This is a genomic window from Gordonia sp. SGD-V-85, assembly GCF_001456905.1.
Lineage (GTDB): Bacteria > Actinomycetota > Actinomycetes > Mycobacteriales > Mycobacteriaceae > Gordonia > Gordonia hongkongensis.
In genome coordinates, this window is sequence record NZ_LNQO01000006.1 from 24,374 (window position 1) to 47,914 (window position 23,541).

General features: G+C 68.4%; 23 protein-coding genes. 12 read left to right on the plus strand and 11 right to left on the minus strand.

Going from position 1 to position 23,541, the window contains the following annotated elements; genetic code table 11:
• Positions 1–130: 130 nt before the first annotated feature.
• The 3 genes from kstD to AS181_RS08595 all read left to right on the plus strand — a co-directional run bounded on the left by kstD (position 131) and on the right by AS181_RS08595 (position 3,295).
• Entirely contained in the window at positions 131–1,870 is a 1,740-nt protein-coding gene (gene kstD, locus AS181_RS08585) for a 3-oxosteroid 1-dehydrogenase (RefSeq protein WP_058251178.1), read from the plus strand.
• Positions 1,871–1,874: 4 nt separating this feature from the next.
• On the plus strand, positions 1,875–2,738 hold the full coding sequence (locus AS181_RS08590; RefSeq protein ID WP_058251179.1) for a MaoC/PaaZ C-terminal domain-containing protein: 864 nt from the start codon (positions 1,875–1,877) through the stop codon (positions 2,736–2,738).
• 125 nt (positions 2,739–2,863) lie between these two features.
• On the plus strand, positions 2,864–3,295 hold the full coding sequence (locus AS181_RS08595) for a DUF6918 family protein (RefSeq protein WP_058251180.1): 432 nt from the start codon (positions 2,864–2,866) through the stop codon (positions 3,293–3,295).
• A gap of 52 nt (positions 3,296–3,347) precedes the next feature.
• Here the strand turns inward: AS181_RS08595 and AS181_RS08600 are convergent, their stop codons facing one another.
• Positions 3,348–3,533: a hypothetical protein gene (locus AS181_RS08600; protein WP_058251181.1), complete on the minus strand. Its 186-nt coding sequence runs from the start codon at positions 3,531–3,533 to the stop codon at positions 3,348–3,350.
• 219 nt (positions 3,534–3,752) lie between these two features.
• Between AS181_RS08600 and AS181_RS08605 the strand changes: the two genes are divergently transcribed.
• The 3 genes from AS181_RS08605 to AS181_RS08615 all read left to right on the plus strand — a co-directional run bounded on the left by AS181_RS08605 (position 3,753) and on the right by AS181_RS08615 (position 7,593).
• The gene (locus AS181_RS08605; protein WP_058251406.1) at positions 3,753–5,411 is read left to right on the plus strand and encodes an MFS transporter; all 1,659 of its coding nucleotides are present in this window, start codon (positions 3,753–3,755) and stop codon (positions 5,409–5,411) included.
• A gap of 13 nt (positions 5,412–5,424) precedes the next feature.
• Positions 5,425–6,729 (plus strand): SLC13 family permease, encoded by a 1,305-nt coding sequence (locus AS181_RS08610; RefSeq protein WP_058251182.1) that lies wholly within the window; start codon positions 5,425–5,427, stop codon positions 6,727–6,729.
• A 219-nt stretch (positions 6,730–6,948) separates the two neighbouring features.
• Complete coding sequence (locus AS181_RS08615; RefSeq protein ID WP_058251407.1) at positions 6,949–7,593, plus strand: LysE family translocator; 645 nt, start codon at positions 6,949–6,951, stop codon at positions 7,591–7,593.
• On the opposite strand, the gene AS181_RS08620 is transcribed toward AS181_RS08615, so the two are convergent.
• The 7 genes from AS181_RS08620 to AS181_RS08650 form a co-directional block, all read right to left on the minus strand.
• A complete protein-coding gene (locus AS181_RS08620; protein WP_058251183.1) occupies positions 7,594–9,228 on the minus strand; it encodes an acyl-CoA synthetase in 1,635 nt (544 codons plus the stop codon).
• 61 nt (positions 9,229–9,289) lie between these two features.
• The gene (locus tag AS181_RS08625) at positions 9,290–10,462 is read right to left on the minus strand and encodes a lipid-transfer protein (protein WP_058251184.1); all 1,173 of its coding nucleotides are present in this window, start codon (positions 10,460–10,462) and stop codon (positions 9,290–9,292) included.
• The gene (locus AS181_RS08630; protein ID WP_058251185.1) at positions 10,462–10,917 is read right to left on the minus strand and encodes a MaoC family dehydratase; all 456 of its coding nucleotides are present in this window, start codon (positions 10,915–10,917) and stop codon (positions 10,462–10,464) included. The genes AS181_RS08625 and AS181_RS08630 overlap by 1 nt, the downstream gene beginning before the upstream one ends.
• On the minus strand, positions 10,914–11,975 hold the full coding sequence (locus tag AS181_RS08635) for a bifunctional MaoC family dehydratase N-terminal/OB-fold nucleic acid binding domain-containing protein (RefSeq protein ID WP_058251186.1): 1,062 nt from the start codon (positions 11,973–11,975) through the stop codon (positions 10,914–10,916). Before AS181_RS08635 ends, AS181_RS08630 begins: the two co-directional genes overlap by 4 nt.
• On the minus strand, positions 11,972–13,135 hold the full coding sequence (locus tag AS181_RS08640) for an acyl-CoA dehydrogenase family protein (RefSeq protein ID WP_058251187.1): 1,164 nt from the start codon (positions 13,133–13,135) through the stop codon (positions 11,972–11,974). The genes AS181_RS08635 and AS181_RS08640 overlap by 4 nt, the downstream gene beginning before the upstream one ends.
• Positions 13,125–14,279, minus strand: a complete 1,155-nt coding sequence (locus AS181_RS08645) for an acyl-CoA dehydrogenase family protein (RefSeq protein WP_058251188.1) — start codon at positions 14,277–14,279, stop codon at positions 13,125–13,127. The genes AS181_RS08640 and AS181_RS08645 overlap by 11 nt, the downstream gene beginning before the upstream one ends.
• Positions 14,280–14,402: 123 nt before the next feature.
• The gene (locus AS181_RS08650) at positions 14,403–16,610 is read right to left on the minus strand and encodes an acyl-CoA dehydrogenase (RefSeq protein ID WP_058251189.1); all 2,208 of its coding nucleotides are present in this window, start codon (positions 16,608–16,610) and stop codon (positions 14,403–14,405) included.
• Positions 16,611–16,744: 134 nt separating this feature from the next.
• Here AS181_RS08650 and kstR point away from each other — a divergent pair, with 134 nt between their 5' ends.
• The 3 genes from kstR (at position 16,745) to AS181_RS08665 (ending at position 18,988) form a co-directional block, all read left to right on the plus strand.
• Positions 16,745–17,395, plus strand: a complete 651-nt coding sequence (gene kstR / locus AS181_RS08655; RefSeq protein WP_058251190.1) for a cholesterol catabolism transcriptional regulator KstR — start codon at positions 16,745–16,747, stop codon at positions 17,393–17,395.
• A 124-nt stretch (positions 17,396–17,519) separates the two neighbouring features.
• Positions 17,520–18,530 carry an alpha/beta hydrolase gene (locus AS181_RS08660; protein WP_058251408.1) on the plus strand — a complete coding sequence of 337 codons (1,011 nt, stop codon included), beginning with the start codon at positions 17,520–17,522 and terminating at the stop codon, positions 18,528–18,530.
• Positions 18,527–18,988: a MaoC/PaaZ C-terminal domain-containing protein gene (locus AS181_RS08665; RefSeq protein WP_058251191.1), complete on the plus strand. Its 462-nt coding sequence runs from the start codon at positions 18,527–18,529 to the stop codon at positions 18,986–18,988. The genes AS181_RS08660 and AS181_RS08665 overlap by 4 nt, the downstream gene beginning before the upstream one ends.
• A gap of 68 nt (positions 18,989–19,056) precedes the next feature.
• Here AS181_RS08665 and AS181_RS08670 read toward each other — a convergent pair whose 3' ends face one another.
• Positions 19,057–19,335: a hypothetical protein gene (locus tag AS181_RS08670; protein ID WP_139114201.1), complete on the minus strand. Its 279-nt coding sequence runs from the start codon at positions 19,333–19,335 to the stop codon at positions 19,057–19,059.
• Between the two features lie 163 nt (positions 19,336–19,498).
• Between AS181_RS08670 and AS181_RS08675 the strand changes: the two genes are divergently transcribed.
• A complete protein-coding gene (locus AS181_RS08675; protein ID WP_058251193.1) occupies positions 19,499–19,903 on the plus strand; it encodes a hypothetical protein in 405 nt (134 codons plus the stop codon).
• Between the two features lie 61 nt (positions 19,904–19,964).
• A complete protein-coding gene (locus AS181_RS08680) occupies positions 19,965–20,513 on the plus strand; it encodes a DUF2716 domain-containing protein (RefSeq protein ID WP_058251194.1) in 549 nt (182 codons plus the stop codon).
• 113 nt (positions 20,514–20,626) lie between these two features.
• Here the strand turns inward: AS181_RS08680 and AS181_RS08685 are convergent, their stop codons facing one another.
• The gene (locus tag AS181_RS08685) at positions 20,627–21,319 is read right to left on the minus strand and encodes an SDR family NAD(P)-dependent oxidoreductase (protein ID WP_058251195.1); all 693 of its coding nucleotides are present in this window, start codon (positions 21,317–21,319) and stop codon (positions 20,627–20,629) included.
• A 62-nt stretch (positions 21,320–21,381) separates the two neighbouring features.
• Here AS181_RS08685 and AS181_RS08690 point away from each other — a divergent pair, with 62 nt between their 5' ends.
• The gene (locus AS181_RS08690; protein WP_058251196.1) at positions 21,382–22,668 is read left to right on the plus strand and encodes an MFS transporter; all 1,287 of its coding nucleotides are present in this window, start codon (positions 21,382–21,384) and stop codon (positions 22,666–22,668) included.
• Here the strand turns inward: AS181_RS08690 and AS181_RS08695 are convergent.
• A complete protein-coding gene (locus AS181_RS08695) occupies positions 22,665–23,531 on the minus strand; it encodes an oxygenase MpaB family protein (protein WP_058251197.1) in 867 nt (288 codons plus the stop codon). The two genes, AS181_RS08690 and AS181_RS08695, sit on opposite strands and share 4 nt — an antisense overlap.
• Positions 23,532–23,541: the final 10 nt, after the last annotated feature.

The following is a 23,541-nucleotide window of genomic DNA, read 5'->3' on the forward strand; positions in this document are numbered from 1 at the left end:
AGTTCAGACGCACAGTCGACAGATTCGGGCGCACAGCCGACGGGAACGGGAGCACCCCTGGCGTGGCATTTCTGAAACGTGTTCTAATTCAGGTAGAACACGTTCCAGCTGCGCGCACGAAGGGGACCCCATGGCCGGCTCGACCGAACCAGAACAGACCAGTACCCAACCCGAGACCCCTGGACCCGAGACCTTCGACGTCGTCGTCGTCGGGGCCGGCGGTGCGGGCCTGAGCGCGGCGATCACCGCATCTCAGAAGGGCTTGTCGACGGTCCTGATCGAGAAATCGCCGTACTGGGGCGGCTCGACATCGCGGTCGGGGGGCGGCGTCTGGATCCCGAACAACTCGGTGCTGCGCCGCGACGGCGTGGTCGACACCCCCGAGAAGGCGCGCGAGTACGTGCACGCGATCATCGGCGAACACGCGCCCGCCGACCGCATCGACGCCTACATCGACCGCGGACCCGAGGCGCTGGACTTCCTGATGGCGCACGCCCCCCTCGACCTCGAGTGGGTCAAGAACTACTCGGACTACTACCCGGAGGCACCCGGCGGACGGCTCGCCGGACGGTCGATCGAGCCGCGGCCGTTCGACGCACGCCGCCTCGGGGATGACCTGAAGACCCTGCACCCGCAGTACACCAAGGCGCCGCTGAACATGGTCGTCCTGCAGTCGGACTACCGCTGGCTCAACACCGGCCTGCGGCACTGGCGCGGTCCGCTGCGGATGGCGAAGGTCGGCAGCCGGTTCTTCTGGGCGCGCAGCCGCGGCAAGAAGCTGATCGCCATGGGCGCCGCCCTCGCGGCCGAGCTCCTTCTCGGCGTCCGCGAGGCGGGTGTCCCGGTACGGCTGAACACCGGCCTGGCCGACCTCATCACCGAAGACGGCCGCGTGGTCGGCGTGATCGCCGAATCCGACGGCAAGCGCGTCGAGATCCGGGCCCGCCACGGCGTGATCCTCGCCTGCGGCGGGTTCGAGCACAACGACGAGATGCGCAAGAAGTACCAGCGCGACCCCATCGGTTCCGAGTGGACCACCGGTGCCCCCAGCAACACCGGCGACGGCATCAACGCCGGCCTCAAGATCGGCGCCGCGGTGTCGCTCATGGACGACGCCTGGTGGGGGCCGACCATCCCGCTGCCGCGCGGTCCGTGGTTCGCGCTGTCGGAGCGAGCGGTACCGGGCACCTTCATGGTGAACACGCGCGGGCAGCGCTACATGAACGAGTCGCTGCCGTATGTCGAAGCGGTGCACCAGATGTACGGCGGGGAGTTCGGCCAGGGCGAGGGGCCCGGCGAGAACGTGCCGTCGTGGCTCGTCTTCGATCAGCGTTGCCGCAACCGCTATCTCTTCGCGGGCATCAACGCGCGACAGCCGTTGCCCAAGAAGTGGTTCGAGTCGGGCGTCGTCGTGAAGGCCGACAGCATCGCGGAACTCGCCGAGAAGATCGGCGTCCCGGCCGACGCGCTGACCGCGACCACCGAGCGGTTCAACGGCTTCGCCCGCAAGGGTGTCGACGAGGACTTCGGCCGTGGCACAAGCGGTTACGACCACTACTACGGCGACATCACCAACAAGCCCAACCCGAGCCTCGGCGAGGTCAGCAAGGGCCCGTTCTACGCGGTCAAGATGGTCCCGGGCGATCTCGGCACCAAGGGCGGGATCAACGCCGACGCCTCGGGCCGCGCACTGCGGGCCGACGGCTCGGTCATCGAGGGTCTCTACGCGGCGGGCAACACCAGCGCGCCGGTCATGGGGCACACCTACGCCGGCCCGGGCGCGACGATCGGTCCGGCCATGGTCTTCGGATACCTGGCCGCCGCCGACATCGCCGCCAACGCCGCCACCCCGACATCGACAGGAGCCTGACCCGATGCCCATCGACCTCTCCGTCGCCCTCGGTGCCGACCTGCCCGAGGTGAGTTTCGAATGGTCGGCCTCCGACGCCGCCCTCTACAACCTCGCGGTGGGTGCCGCAGCAGACCCGATGGACACCACCGGGCTCGAGTACATCCACGACGCGACGCCGAAGGTGCTGCCCACCTTCGCCACCGTGGCCGCCGGGTTCCACACCACCGAGCCCCCGAAGGTCTCGTTCCCCGGCATCGACATCGACCTCGCGAAGGTCGTGCACGGCAGCCAGCAGGTGACCGCGTACCGGCCGCTGCCGGCCGCCGGCAAGGCGACCACCCGCACCCGGATCGCCGAGATCCAGGACAAGGGGTCGGCCGCGGTGATCGTGCAGGAGTCGGTGACCACCGGCGACGACGGCCAGACCCTCTGGACGTCCCGCTCGTCGATCTTCGCCAAGGGCGAGGGCGGATTCGGCGGCGAACGCGGGTCGTCGGCCAAGGTCGACTACCCCGACCGTGCGCCGGATCATCGGCTGACCGTTGCGACGCTCCCCCAGCAGGCACTGCTCTACCGCTTGTGCGGAGACCGCAACCCGCTGCACTCCGACCCCGAGTTCGCTTCCCGCGCGGGCTTTCCCCGGCCCATCCTGCACGGCCTGTGCACGTACGGCACGGTCTGCCGCGTGATCGTCGACGAAGTCCTCGGCGGCGACGTGACCGCGGTCGCCGACTACTCGGCGTCGTTCGCGGGCGTGGTGTTCCCGGGCGAGACCCTCGCGGTCGAGGTCTGGGAGGACGGCTCCCGGTTGCTGGCCACCGCGACCGTCGTCGAGCGCGACGGCGCGAAGGCCCTCGGCAATGTGGTCTGCGAACGTCGCCAGTAGTACCGACGCCGCGGCGGCTCGGGCGCAGCAGCCCCGAGCCGCTGTCTGGTGGGGCCAGTACGCTACACACGCGGCCCGCGAGGCGGCCCGCAGGTTCCACGTCGCATATCCCCGAGGAGACGCCCATGAGCGATTCGCTGACGCCCCTACTCGCCGACAACCGCAGTGCACTGGTGACCGACCTCGTCGGTGTCATCGACGCCGAGGTGGCCGACCAGTCGGGTCTGAGCGGCGCTGCTGTGAAGACCGCCTACTCCGCGGTGCAGAAGGTGAAGCCCGGTGTCGTGCGCAGCGCCACCGATCAGATGGCCGAGGACTTCCTGAAGGCGCTGGCGCCGTTCTGGGACTCCAAGCCTGCCGGTGTCGCCTTCGGCGATCACCTCTCGGCCAACGGAGATGCCGCGGCCGAGGCCCTGCTGTCGGTGACCGACCAGCAGGCCGAGACCGCCAAGCCCGCACTCGCGAAGGCGTACAACTCGCTGCGCGGCAAGGGGAAGAAGTACGTGATCGCGGCACTGCCGCGTCTGGGTGCCGCCATCGAGCGGCACGCCGCCTAGCAGTCGGCGCGCGCGTCGTCGGCGGTCGCACCGCCCTCCCCAGAGGGTCGGGTCAGACCGCTGACGACGCGATGGCCACGAGTGCCACGACGACGCCGATGAGTGCGGCGAGCATCGACAGCACACGCCACACATGGACGCGGGCGGGCGAGATCTCGGTCCCGTTCGGGGCGACGTCGGGCGATGCGGCAGCGGGAGTAGCAGCGGCGGGGGTTCGTGCGATTCGGGGTGAGGCCATGACCTGTCACCACTTTCGGTTGTCCGGGGCCAACGGGGACCGGCGCGGTCTCGCGTTCGCCCGGTATCGATACTGCAGTGATAAATGTGTCACAAGTTACTCGAGTAGCGTCGGCGCCCACATAGCGTGTCGCGATAACGAAACCGCAACACCGCGGTGGCGGCGAACGTGCCGACCGAACCGGTTCCGTATGCCGACCCCGAAAGCGCAGGACGCCGAATGAGATTACCGTCCGCCATCCGCCTCGACGCCCGGTCCGCCTGGCTCGTCCTCGTCGCCTGCCTGTCGGTCAGCATGGTCGTGGCCGCCATGGCCGCCCTCAACACGGCCCTGCCCGACATCGCGATCGACACCGGCGCCGACGCCGGTCAGATGACCTGGATCGTCGACGGTTACACCCTGGCGCTCGCGGCGCTCCTGCTCCCGGCGGGCGCGATCGGCGATCGGCTGGGACGCCGCGAGGTACTGATCGCCGGCCTGCTCCTCTTCGGCATCGCCTCACTGGTGGCGATCTGGGTGGACGGCCCGACCCAGCTGATCCTGGCCCGGTGCTTCGCCGGTGCCGCCGCGGCGCTGATCATGCCCACCACCCTGTCGCTCATCACGTCCGGGATGCCGGAAGGTCAACGCGCGGTCGGGATCAGCATCTGGTCGGCGATCGCCGGCGGCGGCGCCATCGCCGGCTTCCTGGTCACCGGGCTTCTCCTGGAGTTCTTCTCCTGGCACTCGATCTTCATCACCTTCGCCGCGGCGTCAGCCGTCGCGGCCGCGCTGTGCCTGACGATCGGCACCTCCAAGGACAGCGACCCCGGTCGCTTCGACATCCCGGGGACCGTCTGTTCGGTCCTGGCCATCACCGGCGTCGTCCTCGGTCTGCTCGAGGCACCTCATCGGGGCTGGGCGGATCCCGTTGTCCTGATCTGCATCGTGGGCGGCGTCCTGCTCGCGGGCGGGTTCGTCGCCGTGGAACTGCGTTCGACGTCGCCGCTGTTCGACGTCCGGTTGCTCGGCAACCGCGCCTTCGGGTCCGGGGCGCTGTCGGTCGCGGTCCAGTTCCTCGCCTCGTTCGGCATGTTCTACCTGCTGCTGCAGTTGCTGCAGCTGGTCTTCGATTACACCCCGCTGCAGTCGGCGGTCGCGCTGATGCCGTTCGTGGCCGGCGTCGGCCTCACCACGCTCATCGCGAACTGGCTTGCCGTACGACTGGATTCGCTCAAGTTCGTCATCGCCGCCGGCGCCCTGCTGTCCGGCGTCGGGCTGATCCTCCTCGGATCGTTCCGGTACGAGACGTATTGGACGCTCGCCGGCGTGGTCGCATTGATAGCGGTCGGGATCGGTCTGGCGTCGGCGCCCGCCACGACGGCCATCATGTCCAACACCCCGCTCGACAACCAGGGCGTCGGCTCGGCCGTGAACGACACCGCCCGGGAGATCGGCGCGGCGATCGGTATCGCGATCGCGGGCAGCATCGTCGCCGCGGGATACCAGTCGCGCATCGGCGAGACCGCACAACTGGCCCGCGATCAACTGACCGCCGCCGGTGAGCAGCGCATCGCCACCGGCGACACCGCCGGCGGCCAGGCCATGGTCGCCCAGGCCGACCAGGCCGGGACGCTGATCGAGCGATCCCTCGCCGAGGCGACGGTCGTCGTGGACCGGTTGTCCGGTCAGGCCGCATCGCTCGCGGAGAAGATCGCCGACGGCAGTCAAGAGGCGTTCTACGTGCCGTTCGAGTACGCCTGCCTCGTCCTGGGCGGGATCATGCTCGTCAGTTCGGTCGCGCTGCTGTGGCTCACGCCGCGACGCATCGTCGAGGTGCCGCCGACCATCGAGTCCGACCCCGACCAGGACCGCGACGACACCTACGCCCGCGACTGAGTAGCCTGTCCCGGTGGTACTCACCGCGGACAGCATCGCCGGCACCCTGGTCGGAGTCGCCGCCCTGCTCGTGGTGATCGTCGCGACCGTTGTCGCCCAGCGTGTTCCGGCCGTTGTGGTGGCCGCACCGGTCGCCGCGCTGCTCCTCGCGCTCGGCCTGGCCGACGTCGAGCAGGCCGCCGACGATATCGCCACGATGGCGCCGACCATCGGCTTCCTGGCCGCGATGCTGGTGATCGCCGACGCCTGTGCCCGCGCCGGGGTCTTCACCTGGATCGGCGCCCTCCTGGCCCGGTGGAGTCGGGCCTCGCCACATCGGTTGTTGCGCATCGTCTTCCTGGCCGCGGCGACGACGACCGCGGTCCTCAGTATCGACACCACGATCGTCCTGCTGACGCCGGTCGCCGTCGCCACCGCGCGGCGGATCGGGGCGCCGGTGACCCCGGTCGCGTTCGCGAACGCCCACCTGGCCAACACCGCGTCGACCCTCATGCCGGTGTCGAACCTGACCAACCTCCTGGCGTTCTCCGCGACCGGGCTGACCTTCCTCGGCTTCACCGGCGTCATGCTGGCACCCTGGATCGCCGCGATCGTCGTCGAATACCTCATCTTCCGGATGTACTTCGCCGACTCGCTCGCGCGCGCTGCCCCGGCAGCCGATTCGACCGCCGGCGATCCGGCTCCGGTGGATGCGCCGCCCCGCCCCACCCTCATGCTGGTGATGCTCGGCTTGCTGCTGCTCGCCTTCGTCGTGACCGAACCGCTGGGCGTCCCGTTGGCCGCGGTGGCCGGCGTGGGCGCGGTCGCCTTCACGGTGCCGCGGTTGCTCGACGCACCGCTGCCCACTGTGTGGGAGACGGTGCAGGCCCTGAACATCCCGTTCCTCGGATTCGTCGCCGTGCTCGGTGTCGTCATCCTCCCGGTGCGAACCGGCCCGATCGGCGACTGGATCGGCAACCTCATCCCGGATGACTCATCACTCCTCGCGCTGCTCGCGGTCGCCGCGCTGGCCGCGGTCCTCGCCAACCTGGTGAACAACCTGCCCGCCACCCTGCTGCTCATCCCGCTCGTCGCCCACGAGCCCGGCCTGGTCCTGGCGATGCTCCTCGGCGTCAACCTCGGACCCAACCTCGCCTACTTCGGGTCGCTGGCCAACCTGCTGTGGCGCGACATCATGCACCGCGACGGCTCCGGCGGGGGCACGGGCGCCCCGACCTCCCGCGAGTACCTACGCCTCGGCGCACTCACCGTTCCCGCCACGCTCGTCGTCGCGGTGGTCGCACTGTGGGCGGTGGTGCGGCTGACGTCCGTGGCTTGACCCAGGTGACCTCGACGGACGCGGCGGCCTCGCTGCGCTCGGTCGACGCTGCTCGGCCAGCAGAACGGGACGCCGCGGCCTCGCTGCGCTCGGTCGACGCTGCTCGGCCAGCAGAACGGGACGCGGCCTCGCTGCAGCTCAGTCGACGGTGCTCGACCAGCAGTGGGGGCCACCGGCCCCGGCGCGCTCGCCCGCGCCCCGGTTCCTACCATGACCTTCATGCTCGCCGCGCTCCTGTCCTTCATCGTCACCGCGACGCTGATCGTGCTGCTGCCGGGTCCGGACACCCTGGTGGTCCTGCGCGGAGTGGTCCGTGGTGGACGCGGCGAAGCCTTCCGGACCGCCGCCGGCATCGTGTGCGGACTGATGGTCTGGGTCACCGCCGCGGTCCTGGGCCTGTCGGCATTGCTGCAGGCCAGCGAGACCGGTTACGAGATCCTCAAGATCGTCGGGGCATGCTACCTCGTGTGGATGGGTATCAGCTCGGTCCGCGCGCTGCTGCGCGCCGCACCTGATCTCGCGGCATCGCAGGACGTGGTCGAGCCGCCCGCGGGCCGGAAGGCGGGACTGCTGTTCTCCGGTTTCACCGCCGGCCTGCTCACCAACATCCTCAACCCGAAGATCGGCATCCTGTTCATCAGTCTCTTGCCAGGCTTCGTGCCGGACGGCTACTCGACGGGATGGACGACCCTAGGGTTGGGGGCCATCTACATCGCGCTGACCGCCGCGTACTTCACCGTGCTGGTGGGCGCCGCGGGCCGTATCGCCGGATGGCTGCAGAGCGCACGAATCCGCCGTCGCGTCGAAGCGATCGGCGGAGTCGCGTTGATCGGGCTCGGAGTGCGCCTGGCACTCGAGGGCTGATCAGACCGGGGCGGCCTCGTTCGCTGCGGCCGCGGCCTTGGCCCAGCGGTAGTCGGCCTTGCCGGCCGGGGTCCGCTTGACCTCGTCGACGAAGACGACCGTGCGGGGCACCTTGTAGCGGGCGAGGGTCTCCCGGCAGTGGTCCTGGATCTCCTCCAACGAGGGCTCGTCGACCCCGTCGGCGACGTTGACCACCGCCGCGACCCGCTGGCCGTACTTCTCGTCGGGAACCGGGACGACGAGTGCGTCGGCGATCGCCGGATGCGCGTGCAGCACCGCCTCGACCTCCTCGGCGTAGACCTTCTCGCCGCCGGTGTTGATGCACTGCGAACCACGTCCGAGGAACACGATCGAACCGTCGGCCTCCACGGTGCCCATGTCGCCCAGGATCGAGATCCGGGTGCCGTCGGCCAGCGTCGGAAAGGTCTTCGCCGTCTTCTCCTCGTCCTTGTAGTAGCCGAGCGGGACGTTGCCGATGCGCGCGATGTAACCGACCTCGCCCGAGCCGGGCTCGATCTTGTTGTGCCGTTCGTCGACGACCATCATCCGGTCCGTCGGCGGGACCTTCAGATTCCCGTTCTCGTCCATCATGATCTCGCCGTCGTTACCCGACTCCGAGGCGCCGAAGTTGTCGCGCAGCACCAGATCCGGTTTCACCGCGAGCATCCGGTCCCGCACGTGCTGAGACCAGATCGCGCCGCCGGAGGTGATCGAGAACATCGACGACAGATCGACGGAGTCCTTGCGCCTCTCGAGCTCCTCGACGAGCGGCATGCCCATGGCGTCGCCGACGATGAGGACGATGTTGACCTTCTCCTTCTCGATCTCGGTCACGATCGCCTCGGGGTCGAAGTCGCGCTGGATGACCAGCCGGCCACCGAGGGTGAAGAACGTGAACAACGAGTACGACGCCGCGCCGTGCATGAGCGGAGCCGCGAGCAGGAACGCGATCGGCGGGAAATCCTTGACCGCCGTGCCGATCTCCGCGAGATCCTTGCGGGCCTCGCCGTACGGGTTGCCCCCCGACAGCGGCTTGCGGAAGAAGTCGTCGTGCTGCCACATGACACCCTTCGGGTACCCGGTGGTACCGCCGGTGTAGAGCAGGTAGAGCTCTTCGCCGGTGCGCGGCTCGAAGTCCCGGCCGTCCGGCTTGGACTCCGCGTCGGCGAACGACACGATCTCCACGACGCGCCCGTCGGGCAGGTCGGCGACCGCCGCACGGAGTTCCTCGACGATGTCGCCGATGACGAACACCGTTCGCACGGTGGGGGTCTCGCCGAGCAGCGCGGCGACGCTGCGCTGGTGCTCCGGCAGTTCGACGATGATCGCGCGGGAGTCGGAGTTGTCGAAGATGTACTGCAGTTCGGCGTTGGTGTAGCGGTAGTTCACGTTGACCGGGACCGCGCGCACCTTCAGCAGTCCCAGCAGGCTAGTCACGTGTTCGATGCTGTTCTTCAGGAACAGCGCGACGTTGTCGAACGCACCGATCCCCGCGCCGGCGAACAGATGCGCCACCTGATTGGAGAGGGTGTCGAGTTCGGCATAGCTGATCTGGCGACCCTGGTAGCTGAGCGCGATCCGCTCGGGCACCGAGTCGGCGACGGTCTCGAAGACATTCGCGAGGTTGAACTTCATCGTGCGCGCTCCTTGGTCATACGGAGTGAATTCGAGTGCAAGTGCGTCGGATCGGCAGCTGTCATGCGGTCAGCACCAATCCACTTGTGGGAACGCCGGTTCCGGCGGTCACGACGACCTTCTCGGCCGCCTCGACCTGGTTGCCCGAGGTCCCGCGGATCTGCCGGACCCCTTCGGCGATCCCGTTCATGCCGTGGATGTAGGCCTCGCCCAGCTGGCCGCCGTGCGTGTTCAGCGGCAACCGGCCACCCACCTCGAGGGCACCCGGTTCCCGGACGAAGTCCTTGGCCTCGCCCCGACCGCAGAATCCCAGCTCCTCGAGCTGCAGGAGTGTGTACGGGGTGAAGTGGTCGTAGAGGATCGCCATGTCCATGTCGTCGGGGTTCAGACCCGACTGCGACCACAGCTGCCGGCCGACGAGCCCCATCTCCGGCAGACCGGCGAGCTCGTCCCGGTAATAGCTGGTCATGATGTACTGGTCGGCAGCACTGCCGGCCGCGGCGGCCGCGATCACGGCGGGCTTGTGCGGCAGGTCTTTCGCGCGTTCCGGGGACACGATCACCAGCGCGACACCGCCGTCGGATTCCTGGCAGCAGTCGAGGAGGTGCAGCGGCTCGGCGATGTACCGCGAGTTCTGGTGGTCTTCCAGGGTGATCGGCTTGTCGTAGAAGAACGCGTCCGGGTTCACCGCCGCGTGTTTGCGGTCGACGACGGCGATCCGCCCGAAATCCTCACTGGTGGCACCGAAGTCGTGCATGTAGCGCTGCGCGATCATCGCGACGAACGCGGCCGGTGTCGACAACCCGTGCGGATAGGTGAAGGCGTTCTCAGTACCCGAGGAGTTCTCCTGGTTCGCCACCGCCGAATTGACCTGCCCGAAGCGCAGTCCCGACCGTTCGTTGAATGCGCGGTAGGCCACCACGACGTCGGCGACACCCGTGGCCACCGCCATCGCGGCCTGCTGCACCGTGGCACACGCCGCACCACCGCCGTAGTGGATCCGCGAGAAGTAGGTCAGATCCCCGATCCCCACTGCCCGGGCGACGGAGATCTCGCTGTTGGTGTCCATCGTGAACGTGACGAGACCGTCGACGTCGGCGGGTGTGAGACCGGCGTCGGCGATCGCCGCCGACACCGCCTCCGCGGCGAGCCGGAGTTCGCTGCGCCCGGAATCCTTGGAGAACTCCGTGGCACCGATGCCGGCGATGACCGCCTGACCGGACAGTGATCCCATCAGAGTCCCTCCCCTCGACCCGCGGGCGAACCGACCGTGTCGGGTTCGGTCGCACCGATCGTGAGCGTGACGGTCGAGATGACGTGCTTGCCCAGCGAATTCGTCCCGGTCACGGCGACGGTGATGACCCCGGCGTCGACCGCGGTGACCTCGCCGGTGAAGGTGACCGTGTCGTAGGCGTACCAGGGCACACCGAGTTTCAGCGCGATGGAGCGGATTCGGGCGGTCGGGCCAGCCCAATCGGTCACGAACCGCTCGACCAGCCCGGTGTCGGTGAGGATGTTGACGAAGATGTCCTTGGACCCCTTCGCCTGCGCGAGATCGCGATCATGGTGCACGTCCTGGAAGTCGCGTGTGGCGAGCGCGGTCGCCACGACGAACGTCGGGGTCGCCTCGATCGTCAACGCCGGCAGCGTCGTTCCGACGGCAGCGGGGTCGGTGGCAACGCTCGTCATGCGGGCTCCCCTTCGGTAGGCACGGCCGGCTCCCACGCGTGCAGGGTCCAGGCCGGGGTCCCGGCCTCGTCATCGGCCGGAAAATCCAGATAGGTGGCGCGCACCGGCATGCCGATGGCCACCTCCTCCGGTTCGACGCCCCGGAGCTCACCGAGCATACGGATTCCCTCGTCGAGTTCGACGAGGGCCACGACGAACGGCAACCGCCGCCCGGGCACCTTCGGCGCTCGATGCACGACATAGCTGTAGACGGTGCCGGTACCGGCCGCGACCACGTAATCCGTTGGCGGGACGGTTCCGTCGGCCTCGCGCGGCTTCCAGGTCGCCGGGACCGGCGGATGCCGCAGTGCACCGTCGCCGTCGCGCTGGATGCGCAACTCGTGGGCGGCGACGCCCTCCCAGAAGAAGGCGGTGTCTCTCGACGCGCTCGGCTTGAGCAAGCGAGCCGGGTCGAGATCGTCGGGCACCCCGGCGTCGGAAACCGGCTCGGCGGCAGCGCGTGCGGCGGGGCGGAACTTCAGGATGCGGAACCGCATCTCGGCGACGACCTCACGCGCCCCGTCGTCTCCGCCGACCGACCAGACGTTGCGGGTGGTGAAGAACCAGCCCTCGCCGAGCGCGGTGTTCTTCGGCCCGACGACCTCGACGAGTTCGGCCGACAGCGCGACCTCCTCGCCCGGGCGGGTGTAGCGGTGATAGACGGTGTCGCAGTTGGTGGCCACCACCGAGGTGAAGCCGGCCTCGTCGAAGAGTTCGCTCGCGCGACCCAGCGGATCGTCCGCGGTCCGCACCCCGTGAAGGCCGCGCATCGTCCACACCTGCGCCATCGCGGGCGGCGCGACGATGCCGGGATGGCCGGCATCCCGGGCCGCCGCGTCGTCGGTGTAGACGGGGTTCGTGTCGCCCATCGCCTCGACCCAGTTGTTGATCATGGGCTGATTGATCGGGTCCCGCCCGGCGACCGGTGCGCTCGGTCCGGCGTCGATGATCTCCTGCGCGGCGGCTCGGATCGCCTCGTCTCCGGCGACGCCGTCGCGGGCGAGCTCGGGCGCGCTCACCGCTTGGCCCGCGGGAGTCCGAGGCCGGCGGTCGCGATCATGTCGCGCATGACCTCGTTGACGCCACCGCCGAACGTGATGACGACGTGACGCTTCTCCTGGACGTCGAGCCAGTTCACCAGCGCCGCGGTCTCCGGATCGGCGAAATCGCCGTAGCGCCCGATGATCTCGTCGACCATCCGGCAGACGGTCTGGATGCGTTCGGTCGAGAACACCTTGGTGGCCGCCGCGTCGGCCATCGAGATGGCCTCACCTGTCGCGGCCACCTGCCAGTTGAGCAACTCGTTGATGCGGCCGTAGGCGTCGATGGTCGCGAGCGCGCGACGGACGTCGGGATGCTTGGCGATGACCGTCCCGTCGGGGCCCGGCCGCTGCGCCCAGGCACGCACCCGGGCCGCGAGTCCGTCGATACGACCGGCGGGGCCGAGCATGACGCGCTCGTGATTGAGCTGGGTGGTGATCAGCTTCCACCCGCCCCCCTCCTCGCCGACCCGCATCGACACCGGAACCCGAACATCCTGGTAGTAGGTGGCATTCACGTGGTGCGCGCCGTCGGCGGTGATGATCGGCGTCCACGTGAAACCGGGGTCGGAGGTGTCGACGATGAGGATCGAGATGCCCTTGTGCTTGGGAGCATCCCGATCGGTGCGGACGGCGAGCCAGATGTAGTCGGCGTCGTGACCGCCGGTCGTGAAGATCTTCTGGCCGTTGACCACATAGTGGTCGCCGTCGCGGACGGCGGTGGTGGTCAACGACGCCAGGTCGGTGCCGGCCTCGGGTTCGGTGTACCCGATGGCGAAGTGCACATCACCGGCCAGGATCGCGGGCAGGAACTTCTGCTTCTGCTCCTCGGTGCCGTGGACCTGCAGCGTCGGCCCGACGGTCTGCAGCGTCACCGCCGGCAGCGGGACGTCGGCGCGCACGGCCTCGTTGGTGAAGATCTGCTGTTCGATCTCACCGAAACCCTTGCCGCCGAACTCCGTCGGCCAGCCGACGCCCAACCAGCCGTCGTCACCCATCCGCTTGATGACCTTGCGGTAGGTCGGGCCGTGGCGTTCGGTCAGCATCACCGCTGCCTCGTCGGGAGTGACGAGGTCGGCGAAGTACTCGCGCAGTTCCGCGCGCAGCGCGCGCTGTTCGGGGGTGAGATCAATGAACATCGGGCACCTCTGCGATACGGGTGTCGTCGGCGGGGACGTCGGTGATGTCGGCGAGCTCGTCGAGCCGCACGTGCGCTCCGCCCACCAGACGCGCGAGGTCTTTGGTGAGCGAGAAGTAGCGGTGAAGCGGATAGGTGATGTCGACGCCGATGCCGCCGTGCAGGTGGGTCATCGTCCGCGTGGTCGGCGGGACCTCCTCGGCCAGCCAGTAGGCGGCGATCGCGAGATCGGTTGCGGCGTCCAGACCTTCGGACAACCGCCAGGCCGCCGAGGTGGTCGCGAGTTCCATCGACCGGCCGACGACGTAGATGTCGGCGAGCTGCTGGCCCACCGCCTGGAACAAGGCGATCGGCTTGCCGAACTGCTCGCGCGTGGAGACGTGGTCGGCGGTCAGTCGGGTGGCGCCGGCGACCAGGCCGTCGGCGTAGGCGCACAGCGCCAGGCGGTAGCGATCACGGAGGATCGCGAGGTCGCGGACCACGATGTCGGCGTCGTCGACGGGTACGTCGTCGAAGGCCACCGTGTACTCACCCCAGCCGCTCGAGGTCGGCGTGCGCGTGATGGTGACCCCGTCGGCGGCGGGCGAGACGGCGACGACACCGGCATCGGCGGCCACCAGGAACAGCGAGGCACCGTCGGCGTGCAGGACGCCGACCTTCGTGCCGGTGAGCCGCCCGTCACGGACCGAGGTCCGCGGATGCGCCGTCAGGGCGTCGCCGTGTTCGCCGATCGCCACCGACACCCAACTGCCGCCGGTGAGCGAACCCCCGAACCGCGACCACACCGATCCCTCGCCGTCCTGGGCGTCGGCCCTGGCGAACACTAGCGCCGCGGTCAGCGATCCGAGCGCCGGCGTCACCGCCGCGGCCCGGCCCATCCGGCGGAACAACGGGAGCAGACCCGACTCGTCGACCTCGTCACCGTCGAGCGAGGCCGGCAGGGGCAGGGCGAGCAGTCCGGCGTCGACGAGCGCCTGCCAGCCATCGGCCTCGAACCCGCCGCGGGTCGCCTCCTGCTCGGCCGCTGCCGTCCCACCGGAATGACGCCCACCGAACGTCGACTCCCAGTCGGGCTGTCGTCGCGCGAACACGTCCTCGGCGACATCGCGAACCGCGATCGCCGTGCCGTCCAGGGCAAAGTCCACCCTGTGCCTCCCTCACCATGAACCCGTCAAGAACTAGAACCTGTTCTAGTTGTATCAGAGTCCGCGCGCAAGGGTGTCGGAATCGGCGCTTATCTGCGGTTTCGGCACTTTCGCCGCAGCCGGTTACCGCGGCAAACCGAGAATGCGTTCCGCCGCGGCCGTGCGCAGGATCTGAGTGGTGCCGCCCGCGATCGAGAGGCAGCGGTTCTGCAGGACCGCATCGGACGCCTCGGTCGCCGCCAGACCCGCGACCCCCAGGAGCCGCAGCGCGAGATCGGGTACCGATTGGCGATGTTCGACGCCGATCAGCTTGCGCACGCTCGACAACGCACCGGGGTCGAGCCCGGCCAGTTGCCTGGTCGCCGCCCTCGCGTCGAGGACCCGGCCGACGTGGGCGTCGGCGAGCTGGGTGCCGAGCGACGCTAGCTCCTCGGCGGTCAGCTCCCGATCCATCGACCGCACCTGCGAGAGCAGCGACTCCATCTCCTTGCCGAGGCCGGTACCGCCCATCGCCACCCGCTCGTTCGCGAGGGTGGTGCGGGCCAGCCGCCAGCCGCCGTTGATCTCGCCGACGACACAGTCATCCGGCACGACCACACCGTCGAGGAAGACCTCGTTGAAGTTGGCCCGCCCGGAGAGCTCGCGCAGCGGCCGGATGTCGATGCCCGGCGAACCCATGTCGACGAGGAAGTAGGTGATGCCCTTGTTCTTCGGCGCTTCGGGATCGGTGCGCGCGAGGCAGATCGCCCACCGGGCGTTGTGCGCCTGCGAGGTCCAGATCTTCTGGCCGTCCAGGCGCCAGCCACCGTCGACCCGTTCCGCCCGTGTGCGCAACGCGGCCAGGTCCGAGCCGGCCTCGGGTTCGGAGAACAGCTGGCACCACACGATGTCGCCGGCCAGCGTCGGGGCGACGAACCGCTCGCGCTGCGCGTCGGTGCCGTGTTCCAGGATCGTCGGGATCGCCCATGCGCCGATCACCAGGTCGGGCCGGTCGATCCCGGCCGCCTCGAGCTCGGTGTCGATCAGCAGCTGCATCGCAGCATCCGCCCCCAGACCGTGCGGTGCAGGCCAATGCGGGGTCAGGTAGCCGGTCTCGGCGAGGAGACGGCGACGATCGTCGGGTTCGGCGTCGGCGATCCTCGCGACGGTGGTGCGGACCTCGTCGCGCCGGTCCTCGACCTGCGAGAGGTCCAGACGGAAGCGCCGTCGCGCCCCCGCGAGCCCGCGCCGGGCGAGGGTGGCGGCGTGCGACGACGCGTTCGCGAGCGACGCCTGCGCGGCGAGTGCGGCGCGCAGATACAGGTGAGCGTCGTGCTCGAAGGTGAACCCGATGCCGCCGAGGACCTGAACGCAGTCCTTGGTGTTGGCGACCGGGTCGCGGCCCACCACGACGTCGGCCGCCAGCCTGCTGATCTCGAGTTGCTCGAGCGCCGGAGCGAGCTCGTCCCCCGTCCCGGCCGCGAGCACGTCGTCGACCGCGCCGGCGACATCCCACGCGACCGCGGTGACGCGTTCGCTGCGGCACAGCATCTCGGCGCAGATGTGCTTGATCGCCTGGAACGATCCGATCGGCACGCCGAACTGGGTGCGGACCTTCGCGTAGTCGACGGCGGCGTCGAGGGCCCACCGGGTGACGCCGCTCTGATAGGCGGCCAGCGTCGCCGACAAGAGGCCCGCGACGAACGTCCCGTCGCCCAGTTCGACGAGGTCCTCGACGGCGACCCCGGACAGGGTCACGTGGCTGACCGACGCGGTTCCGTCGAGCGGGGTCTGCGGCGTGACGTCGGCGACTCCCGCACCCGGCGGGATGATCCACCAGGACCGTTCCCGATCGTCGGTCCCGAATTCGACCAGCACGGCACAGCCCTCGACGTAGCCGGCGACGAGCCCGAGGTCGAGTTCGCCGTCGGCCAGGACGAGACCCGTCCCGGCGTGGCTCGTCGCGGGCGTCACCACCGGCACCGATCCGGCCAGCACCTCCGCCAACAGCGCGGCACCCGGGTCGTCGTCACCCTTCGCCGAATCTGAACGGCGAACCGCCAGCGCGATCGCCGCGGTCACCGTCGGACCGAGCGGGCCGGGGACGAGATCGACCCCGCACTGCTCGAGCATGGCGGCCACGTCGAGGAAACTCGCACCGAGACCGTCGGACGCCTCGGGGACCGCTGCGGCGAACACGCCCAGATCGGCGATCTGCGAAAATAGACCGGTCCACTGGTCGCTCGGCTTGTCGAGGTCGGACCGCACGATGTCGGTCACACTGGTGGAGCGCGCCCAGGACGCGATGCTGTCACGGACCGCGATCTGCTCGGAAGACGTGGCGATTGTCACTGGCAATCCCTGTATGTCGAGTTGTGACGAATAATTAGAACCTGTTCTAATATGCCATGGGTGTACTTGGATCGGGTAGCCACCCACGATCCACCCATTGAGACGTTTGATCACGTGAGGATGTTCGAGAGCACATGGCCCGTTCTGCACCCGGCAACGCCGCGGTCGACGCCCCCAACGGGGCTGCGGCGTCGGCCGCCTCGCCCGAAGCCGGCTCCACCGCGCAGCGCGAACGCCGCCGCCGCATCCTCGACGCCACCCTCGCGCTGGCGTCCAAGGGCGGATACGACGCCGTGCAGATGCGCACCGTCGCCGACAAGGCCGACGTCGCCGTCGGGACGCTGTACCGCTACTTCCCGTCGAAGGTCCACCTTCTCGTCACCGCGCTCGCCCGCGAGTTCGAGCGAGTCGAGTCGAAGGTCGATCGTTCGCAGTTGCGCGGCGACACCGCGATCGACCGCCTCCGTCACGTCCTGGACATGATCACCTTCGCCATGCAGCGCGATCCGCTCCTCACCGAGGCGATGACGCGTGCGTTCATGTTCGCCGACGCGTCGGCGACCGCCGAGGTCGACCAGGTCGCCGGGATCATCGACCGGCTCCTCGCCGGAGCGATCGTCGACGACGGCGAACCCACCGAGGAAGATCTCGCGATCGCGCGCGTCCTCTCCGATGTGTGGATGTCGAACCTGGTGCAGTGGCTGACCCGTCGCGCGTCGGCGACCGACGTCACGAACCGGCTCGAACTCACCGTCCGGCTCCTGCTCAAGGATCGCGTCAAGTAATCGGGTTCTCCCCTCGAACGTGACGTCACAACTGGGTGACGAGCACCTTCTCGACTTGGGAGCGCCACTCGAACTCGGCTACCTTTGTTACGTCTGAGAATTCTGTTAACAGAAGGGGCTAGTGGTGCGATCCTCCTGGTTGCGACGACTGTGCGTCGTCGGATGTGCCGTTGCGGTCGCGACCGCCGGATGGGCTCCGGCCGCGCTGGCCGAGCCCACCCCCGATCCCGATCGCGCTCGCATCGACACCGTGGTCCACGACTCCGCCCAGCAGTCGACACTCATCGTCTACTCGGCGGCGATGCGCAAACTCATCCCCGTCAACGTGTTGCGCCCCAAGGACACCACCAAGCCGCGCCCCACGCTCTACCTGCTCAACGGCGCCGGCGGCGGCGAGGACTCGGCTACCTGGGCGGCCAAGACCCAGTATGCGAAGTTCTTCTCCGACAAAGAGGTCAACGTCGTCACACCGATCGGCGGCGCGTTCTCCTACTACACCGACTGGCAGCACGACGATCCGGTACTCGGCCGCAACAAGTGGACGACGTTCCTCACCAAGGAGCTCCCGCCGCTGGTGGACAAGGAATTCGACACCACCAAGGTCAACGCGATCGCCGGGATCTCGATGGCCGGGACGTCGGTGCTCAACCTCGCGATCGCCGCACCGAAGCTCTACCGGTCAGCCGCCGCCTACAGCGGGTGCGCGCGTACCAGCGACCCGGTGGGACAGGCCTACATCCGGATGGTCGTCGCCGACCGCGGGCAGGGCAACCTGAACAACATGTGGGGACCGGTCAATTCGGCCGGGTGGCGGGACAACGACCCGTACATCCACGCGGACAAGCTGCGCGGCACCAAGGTCTACATGACCAGCGGCACCGGCATGCCCGGACAGTTCGACCGGCTCGAGGCACCGCTGGTCGCCGGCGATCCGCTGACATTGGCCAACCAGATGGTCATCGGCGGCATCATCGAGGCCGCGGTCAACGAGTGCACCAAGCAGATGGTGTCGCGCATGCGGGCGCTCAAGGTGCCGCACGAGGTCACCTTCCGGCCGAGCGGCACCCACTCCTGGGGTTACTGGGAACGCGACCTCGAGACCACCTGGCCGAAGATCGCGGCAGACCTGAGGTGAGCGACGCATCGGACCGCTTGTGGGCCGATGACCTGTCCGTGGGCCAGATCTTCGAGTTCGGCACGCATCACGTCAGCGAAGACGAACTGCTCGACTTCGCCCGCGCATGGGATCCGCAGGACTTTCACGTGGACAAGGCCGTTGCCGAACGCGGCCCCTACGGCGGGCTGATCGCCAGTGGGTTGCACACGATGTCGATCTACCAGAGGCTCAATGTCACCGGCGTGCTGAACAATTGGCGGGTGATCGCGGGCAAGCGACTGGGCGACGTCGAATTCCTGCGTCCCGTCCGCCCCGGCGACACCCTCACCGGGTCGACCGTCATCGACGCGATCGAGTTCGATGACCGTGCCCGCGCTCTGGTCACCTCGTCGGCGGAGCTGCGCAACGGTGACGGAAAACCGGTGATGCGCACCGTCGTCGAAGCCTATGTGCACGCGCGACCCAATCGCGATTGACATCTTCGGTTGCGCTGCCGCGGTTCTCACCGTACGTCTCCGGCTTCCATCACGTTCGAGTCCTCGCGTCACTCGAGAGAGTTGCGCCTGACCAGCCATTGCCACCGGCTCAGCCGCCACACAGCTGCTCCGACGACCGGGACAAGCCACACGACCCCCACCCACGACAGACTGCCTCGTAGGCCGAGATGATGACCGACGACGTCGACGGTCGCGAACATCGACAGGGTGAACCACACCGAGAACAAGACCAGCAATGCGAACGCGATGTAGAACGGCCGGTTGAAGTCAGCGCTGCACGCAGCGTCTCTGGCGCATTCCGACAGTCCGGCCTCGGCGAGCAGCACATGCTCAATGTACGTGTTGAAGGCAGCAGTACGGCTGTTTTCGTTGCTGTGGACCGGCCACATCCGCGTGGGCCGACGGTCGGAACGAACCCCTGGCCGTGGGGGGACGAGACACGACGGACGGAGAACCGAATGGAATCCGTACCGCAGATACCGTGACTGGATGAAGACACTGCGATTCGCCTCGATCATCTCGGTGCTGTGCACGGTGGTCATCTTGTCGTTCGTCGTGCCATCACTCGTTCTGTCAGGTGTTGTCGAGGTCTCAGGCGGCTTCGAGTACATGGTGGTGTTCCCGACGCTGATCGGCTTGCTGTGCGCCTTCGTTGCACTGATCGTCGGCGGCGCGTGTGTCTTTCGGGGACGCTCGCGCACGGTGGCGTCGATCCTCACGACCCTCGGCCAGTTGACCACCGTAGCGCTCGGCGCAGCGATCGTCGTGTGGGCGACGAACTTCGGCACGACCGGTTGGGAACTGCTTGCCCTCCCCGCCGCGCTGATCTGCGGGCAGATCCTCGTCGCGGTGGGTCTCTTCGTCTGGCGCCGCGCACCATCGGATGTCGTCTGAGAGTGCTGTGGCGGAACGTGATGAAGGTGTTCCGCCCGCTACGCTCTGCGACGATGGACCGATGATGCGTTGGACCCTCGACCACGGAAACCCGCTACCGCCAGGATGGAGCTACCTGCCCCGAGACGAAGAGGACGTGGCGTGGGAGTTGTTCCGTGATCGGTTTCGATCGTTCCGGCCCAGCATCTACCCGAAAGGCTGGCCCGCAGTTGTCGATCCGGCTCCGTCGGTAACCTTCGACCTATCTGTCCCGGAGAACTCTCCCGGCGTGTGGAGCGCCCAATTCGATGCGATCAACGCCGAGGCGCAGCGTTGCTTCGTCAAAGCGCAGGACGATCCCTACTGGATCGTGCTCGACTGGCAGCATCCCGGTTATCGGCTCAATGCAGCGGCACATGCCGAGACGTTCGACGCCGAGTGGCCGGTGCCGGTGTTCCCGAACGGCGACTACTACATCTTCGCTCGGCCCGACTTCAGCACTGGCACATTCGGACATCCGTGGGAGAAGACGCTGTGCGTGTTCGGTTCCGAGCTGGTTCAGACGTTGGGCCGGACCCTCGCAACATGGCTCCCGCGCAAGCGCGAGAACGGTGACCCGCTGCCGGGGTAATCGACAGATGCGATCCCGCATGCGACTTCCATCCGGCATAGTTGAATCGACTGCGGTGCGACCGCTTACACCATCGCTCAACGCAGATTATTGCGCACCAGCGGTTCTCCGGCTCAGCCGACGCCCGGCACGGGGACCTGCGCGCCGGTGATCGCACTCGAGGCGTCGGAGACCAGGAACGAGATCGTCTGCGCGATCGATTCCGGCGACACCCAGCCCGCCCGCGACGAATCCGGCTGACTAGCGCGGTTGCCCGGGGTGTCGATCACCGACGGCAGGATCGCATTGGCCCGGATGCCGTCGGACTTGTACTCGGCGGCGAGCGCACTGATGAACGCCCACACCGCAGCTTTCGACGTGATGTACCCGGCCGCACCGGAGAAGGGTGCGAACGCCGCCTTCGCCGACACCCCGACGATCGACCCGCCGCCGGCCTCGATGATCCTCGGAATGGCCGCCGCGGACAGCAGATACAGCGGCCGCAGGTTGAGCCGGAGCAGTCGCTCGAACTCGTCGACCGGCGTCGCGTCGACCCGCTCCCCCATCGCGAACCCGCCCACCAGGTTCACCACCGCGGTCACCGGCGCCGACGCGTCGCTCGTGGCGATCGCCACGACCTCGGCGACCGACGCCTCGTCGAAGAGGTCGGCGTGCACACCGACCAACCGGTCCGATTCCGGGAGGCGTGACAACCCGGCTTCGGTGCGCCCGGGCACCACCACGCGCCATCCGTCGTCGAGCAACGTGCGGGTGACCGCCGACCCCAGGCCGCCCGTCCCGCCCGACACGATCACCGTCTGCGTCATCCCGCCGACGTTACTGGAGGCGGGCCCCTGGGTGGAGGCGCACGCGCCTACGATGGTCGGCGATGACCGACGACCGTGTTCCCGAGATCGGAGACGAACCGCGGGAGCGCGAACCGGACGGTCGGCGCCCCGGAGACGCCGGGCGGAACAGCATGTTCGCCTCGCTGCGCATTCCCAACTACCGCCTGTTCTACGCCGGTATGGCCGTCTCGATGACGGGTTCGTGGATGCAGGCGACGGCGCAGGCGTGGCTCGTGCTGACGCTGAGCGGGTCGGCGTCCGTCCTGGGACTCATCGTCGCCCTGCAGGCGCTTCCGGTCCTGCTCATCGGGCCCTACGCGGGCGTGATCGCCGACCGCGTCGACCGCCGACGCCTGCTCATCGTCCTGCAGTCGATGATGGGGCTGCTGGCCGCGGCGCTCGCCGCCATCACCCTCACCGGGGTGGTGCAGGTCTGGCACGTCGGCGTGCTGGCGGTGATGCTCGGGCTCGGGCACGCCTTCGAACAGCCGGCGCGGCAGGCGTTCATCCATCAGATCGTCGGCAAAGACCTCATCCGCAACGCGGTCACACTCAACTCGGTCATGGTGAACGCCGCTCGCGCGGTGGGTCCGGCGGTGGCCGGGGTGATCCTGGCCCTCGTCGGTTCGGGTCTATGCTTCGCGATCAACGCGGTCAGCTTCATCGCCGTGGTCGCGTCGCTGCTCGCGCTCGACTCGTCGAAGATCACCGCGGAATCACCGGTTCCGCGCGCGAAAGGTCAGCTGCGCGAGGGTCTTCGATACGTCCGGAGTCGCCCCGCGCTGTGGATCCCGCTGGCCACGATGGCACTCGTCGGGACCCTGACGTACAACTTCCCGGTCACGCTGCCCGCCGCCGCGGACTTCGTGTTCGACGGCGGGCCACAAGCCCTCGGTTTCATGACGTCGGCGATGGGAGTCGGTGCGGTCGTCGGCGGACTCGTGGTCGCGGCCCGCGGGAACACCGGATTGCGGCCACTCACGCTGGCGGCCTTCGGCTTCGGGGTCGCCGTCGCGGCGACCGCACTCGCCCCGAACCTCCCGACGGCGATCTGCGCACTCTTCGGGGTCGGCTGGTTGAGTGTCACCTTCATGTCGACGGGAAACGCGACCCTGCAGCTCAACTCCGAACCGCGGATGCGGGGCCGGGTGATGGCGCTGTGGTCGGTGGCGTTCATGGGCTCGACGCCGATCGGTGGCCCGATCGTCGGCGCGATCATCGAGACATTCGGCGCGCGCATCGGTCTCGCGGTCGGCGCCGTTGCGTGCCTGGGCGCCGGAACACTCGCCTTCCTGGCCGCGCGCCGGAGCGGTGCCGGCGCCTCCTAGACGAGCGGCCGCCCCATCTTGACCCGAAGCCGGACGTCGGCCAGCAGGAGCCGGAAACCCAACTGCGACACCCACAGCGGAGTGCGACGCTCTTTCTCCACCAACCGGCCGACGTAGCCGTCGAACCACGCCTGATCCTCGTCGGTCCACTCGACCCGGAGTGCGTCGCGGAACGGCTGCGGCAGATAGCCGATGGTCCGGCGCAATTTCACCGGACCGTACTTCTCCTGGATGCGTTCCGGCGCGTAACCGAAATTGGCGATGTCGAGGAGGAAGTCCCGGATCTCGTCGCTGATCTCGATGCGCGAGACCTGGTCGTCCCAGTAGGTGGTGAACTCGTCGCGCGTGGCGGGCCACGCCTCGGCCGGCATCTGCAGCGTCGTCCCGCAGACCTTGCCCTGCTGGTAGAACTTCTCGCGATCCGCGCCCTGCAGCGGTCCGTGGACGCGCTCGTAGATGTCCTCCCACCCGAAGTAGAGGCACGCCGCGACCCAGAGCTGCAGGTCGGTGTTCATCGCGTTGTACTCCACGGGACTGTTCTCGTCCGAGCGCACCTGCGCGTGCTGGCGGTTGACGGCATGCCGGTACCGGCGCCGGTCGTCGGCGTTGCCGAGGATCGCGACCGCCAGATACGACGCGGTGGTCCGTGCGCGTTTGACCGGATGTTTGTCGAGCCGCCCGTTCTCGACCTTGCTGTGTGCGACACCGTAGCCGACCGCCGGATTGGCGAGCTGCATGATGACGTTCGTCGTGCTCATCGTCTGTCCCATCGAGAGCAGCGAGCGCGCGAAGAAGCTGCTGTCGATGTTGTCCATCTCCACCCGCGACATCCGCTCGTCGGATTGCGTCATGACCCCACCCATTCTGATAACA

Bases quoted from the DNA above. Each gene is read 5' to 3' on its own strand.
- kstD (WP_058251178.1), top strand. From the start codon at position 131: ATGGCCGGCTCGACCGAACCAGAACAGACCAGTACCCAACCCGAGACC.
- AS181_RS08590 (WP_058251179.1), top strand. From the start codon at position 1,875: ATGCCCATCGACCTCTCCGTCGCCCTCGGTGCCGACCTGCCCGAGGTG.
- AS181_RS08595 (WP_058251180.1), top strand. From the start codon at position 2,864: ATGAGCGATTCGCTGACGCCCCTACTCGCCGACAACCGCAGTGCACTG.
- AS181_RS08600 (WP_058251181.1), bottom strand. From the start codon at position 3,533: ATGGCCTCACCCCGAATCGCACGAACCCCCGCCGCTGCTACTCCCGCT.
- AS181_RS08605 (WP_058251406.1), top strand. From the start codon at position 3,753: ATGAGATTACCGTCCGCCATCCGCCTCGACGCCCGGTCCGCCTGGCTC.
- AS181_RS08615 (WP_058251407.1), top strand. From the start codon at position 6,949: ATGCTCGCCGCGCTCCTGTCCTTCATCGTCACCGCGACGCTGATCGTG.
- AS181_RS08620 (WP_058251183.1), bottom strand. From the start codon at position 9,228: ATGAAGTTCAACCTCGCGAATGTCTTCGAGACCGTCGCCGACTCGGTG.
- AS181_RS08625 (WP_058251184.1), bottom strand. From the start codon at position 10,462: ATGGGATCACTGTCCGGTCAGGCGGTCATCGCCGGCATCGGTGCCACG.
- AS181_RS08630 (WP_058251185.1), bottom strand. From the start codon at position 10,917: ATGACGAGCGTTGCCACCGACCCCGCTGCCGTCGGAACGACGCTGCCG.
- AS181_RS08640 (WP_058251187.1), bottom strand. From the start codon at position 13,135: ATGTTCATTGATCTCACCCCCGAACAGCGCGCGCTGCGCGCGGAACTG.
- kstR (WP_058251190.1), top strand. From the start codon at position 16,745: ATGGCCCGTTCTGCACCCGGCAACGCCGCGGTCGACGCCCCCAACGGG.
- AS181_RS08675 (WP_058251193.1), top strand. From the start codon at position 19,499: ATGAAGACACTGCGATTCGCCTCGATCATCTCGGTGCTGTGCACGGTG.
- AS181_RS08680 (WP_058251194.1), top strand. From the start codon at position 19,965: ATGATGCGTTGGACCCTCGACCACGGAAACCCGCTACCGCCAGGATGG.
- AS181_RS08685 (WP_058251195.1), bottom strand. From the start codon at position 21,319: ATGACGCAGACGGTGATCGTGTCGGGCGGGACGGGCGGCCTGGGGTCG.
- AS181_RS08690 (WP_058251196.1), top strand. From the start codon at position 21,382: ATGACCGACGACCGTGTTCCCGAGATCGGAGACGAACCGCGGGAGCGC.
- AS181_RS08695 (WP_058251197.1), bottom strand. From the start codon at position 23,531: ATGGGTGGGGTCATGACGCAATCCGACGAGCGGATGTCGCGGGTGGAG.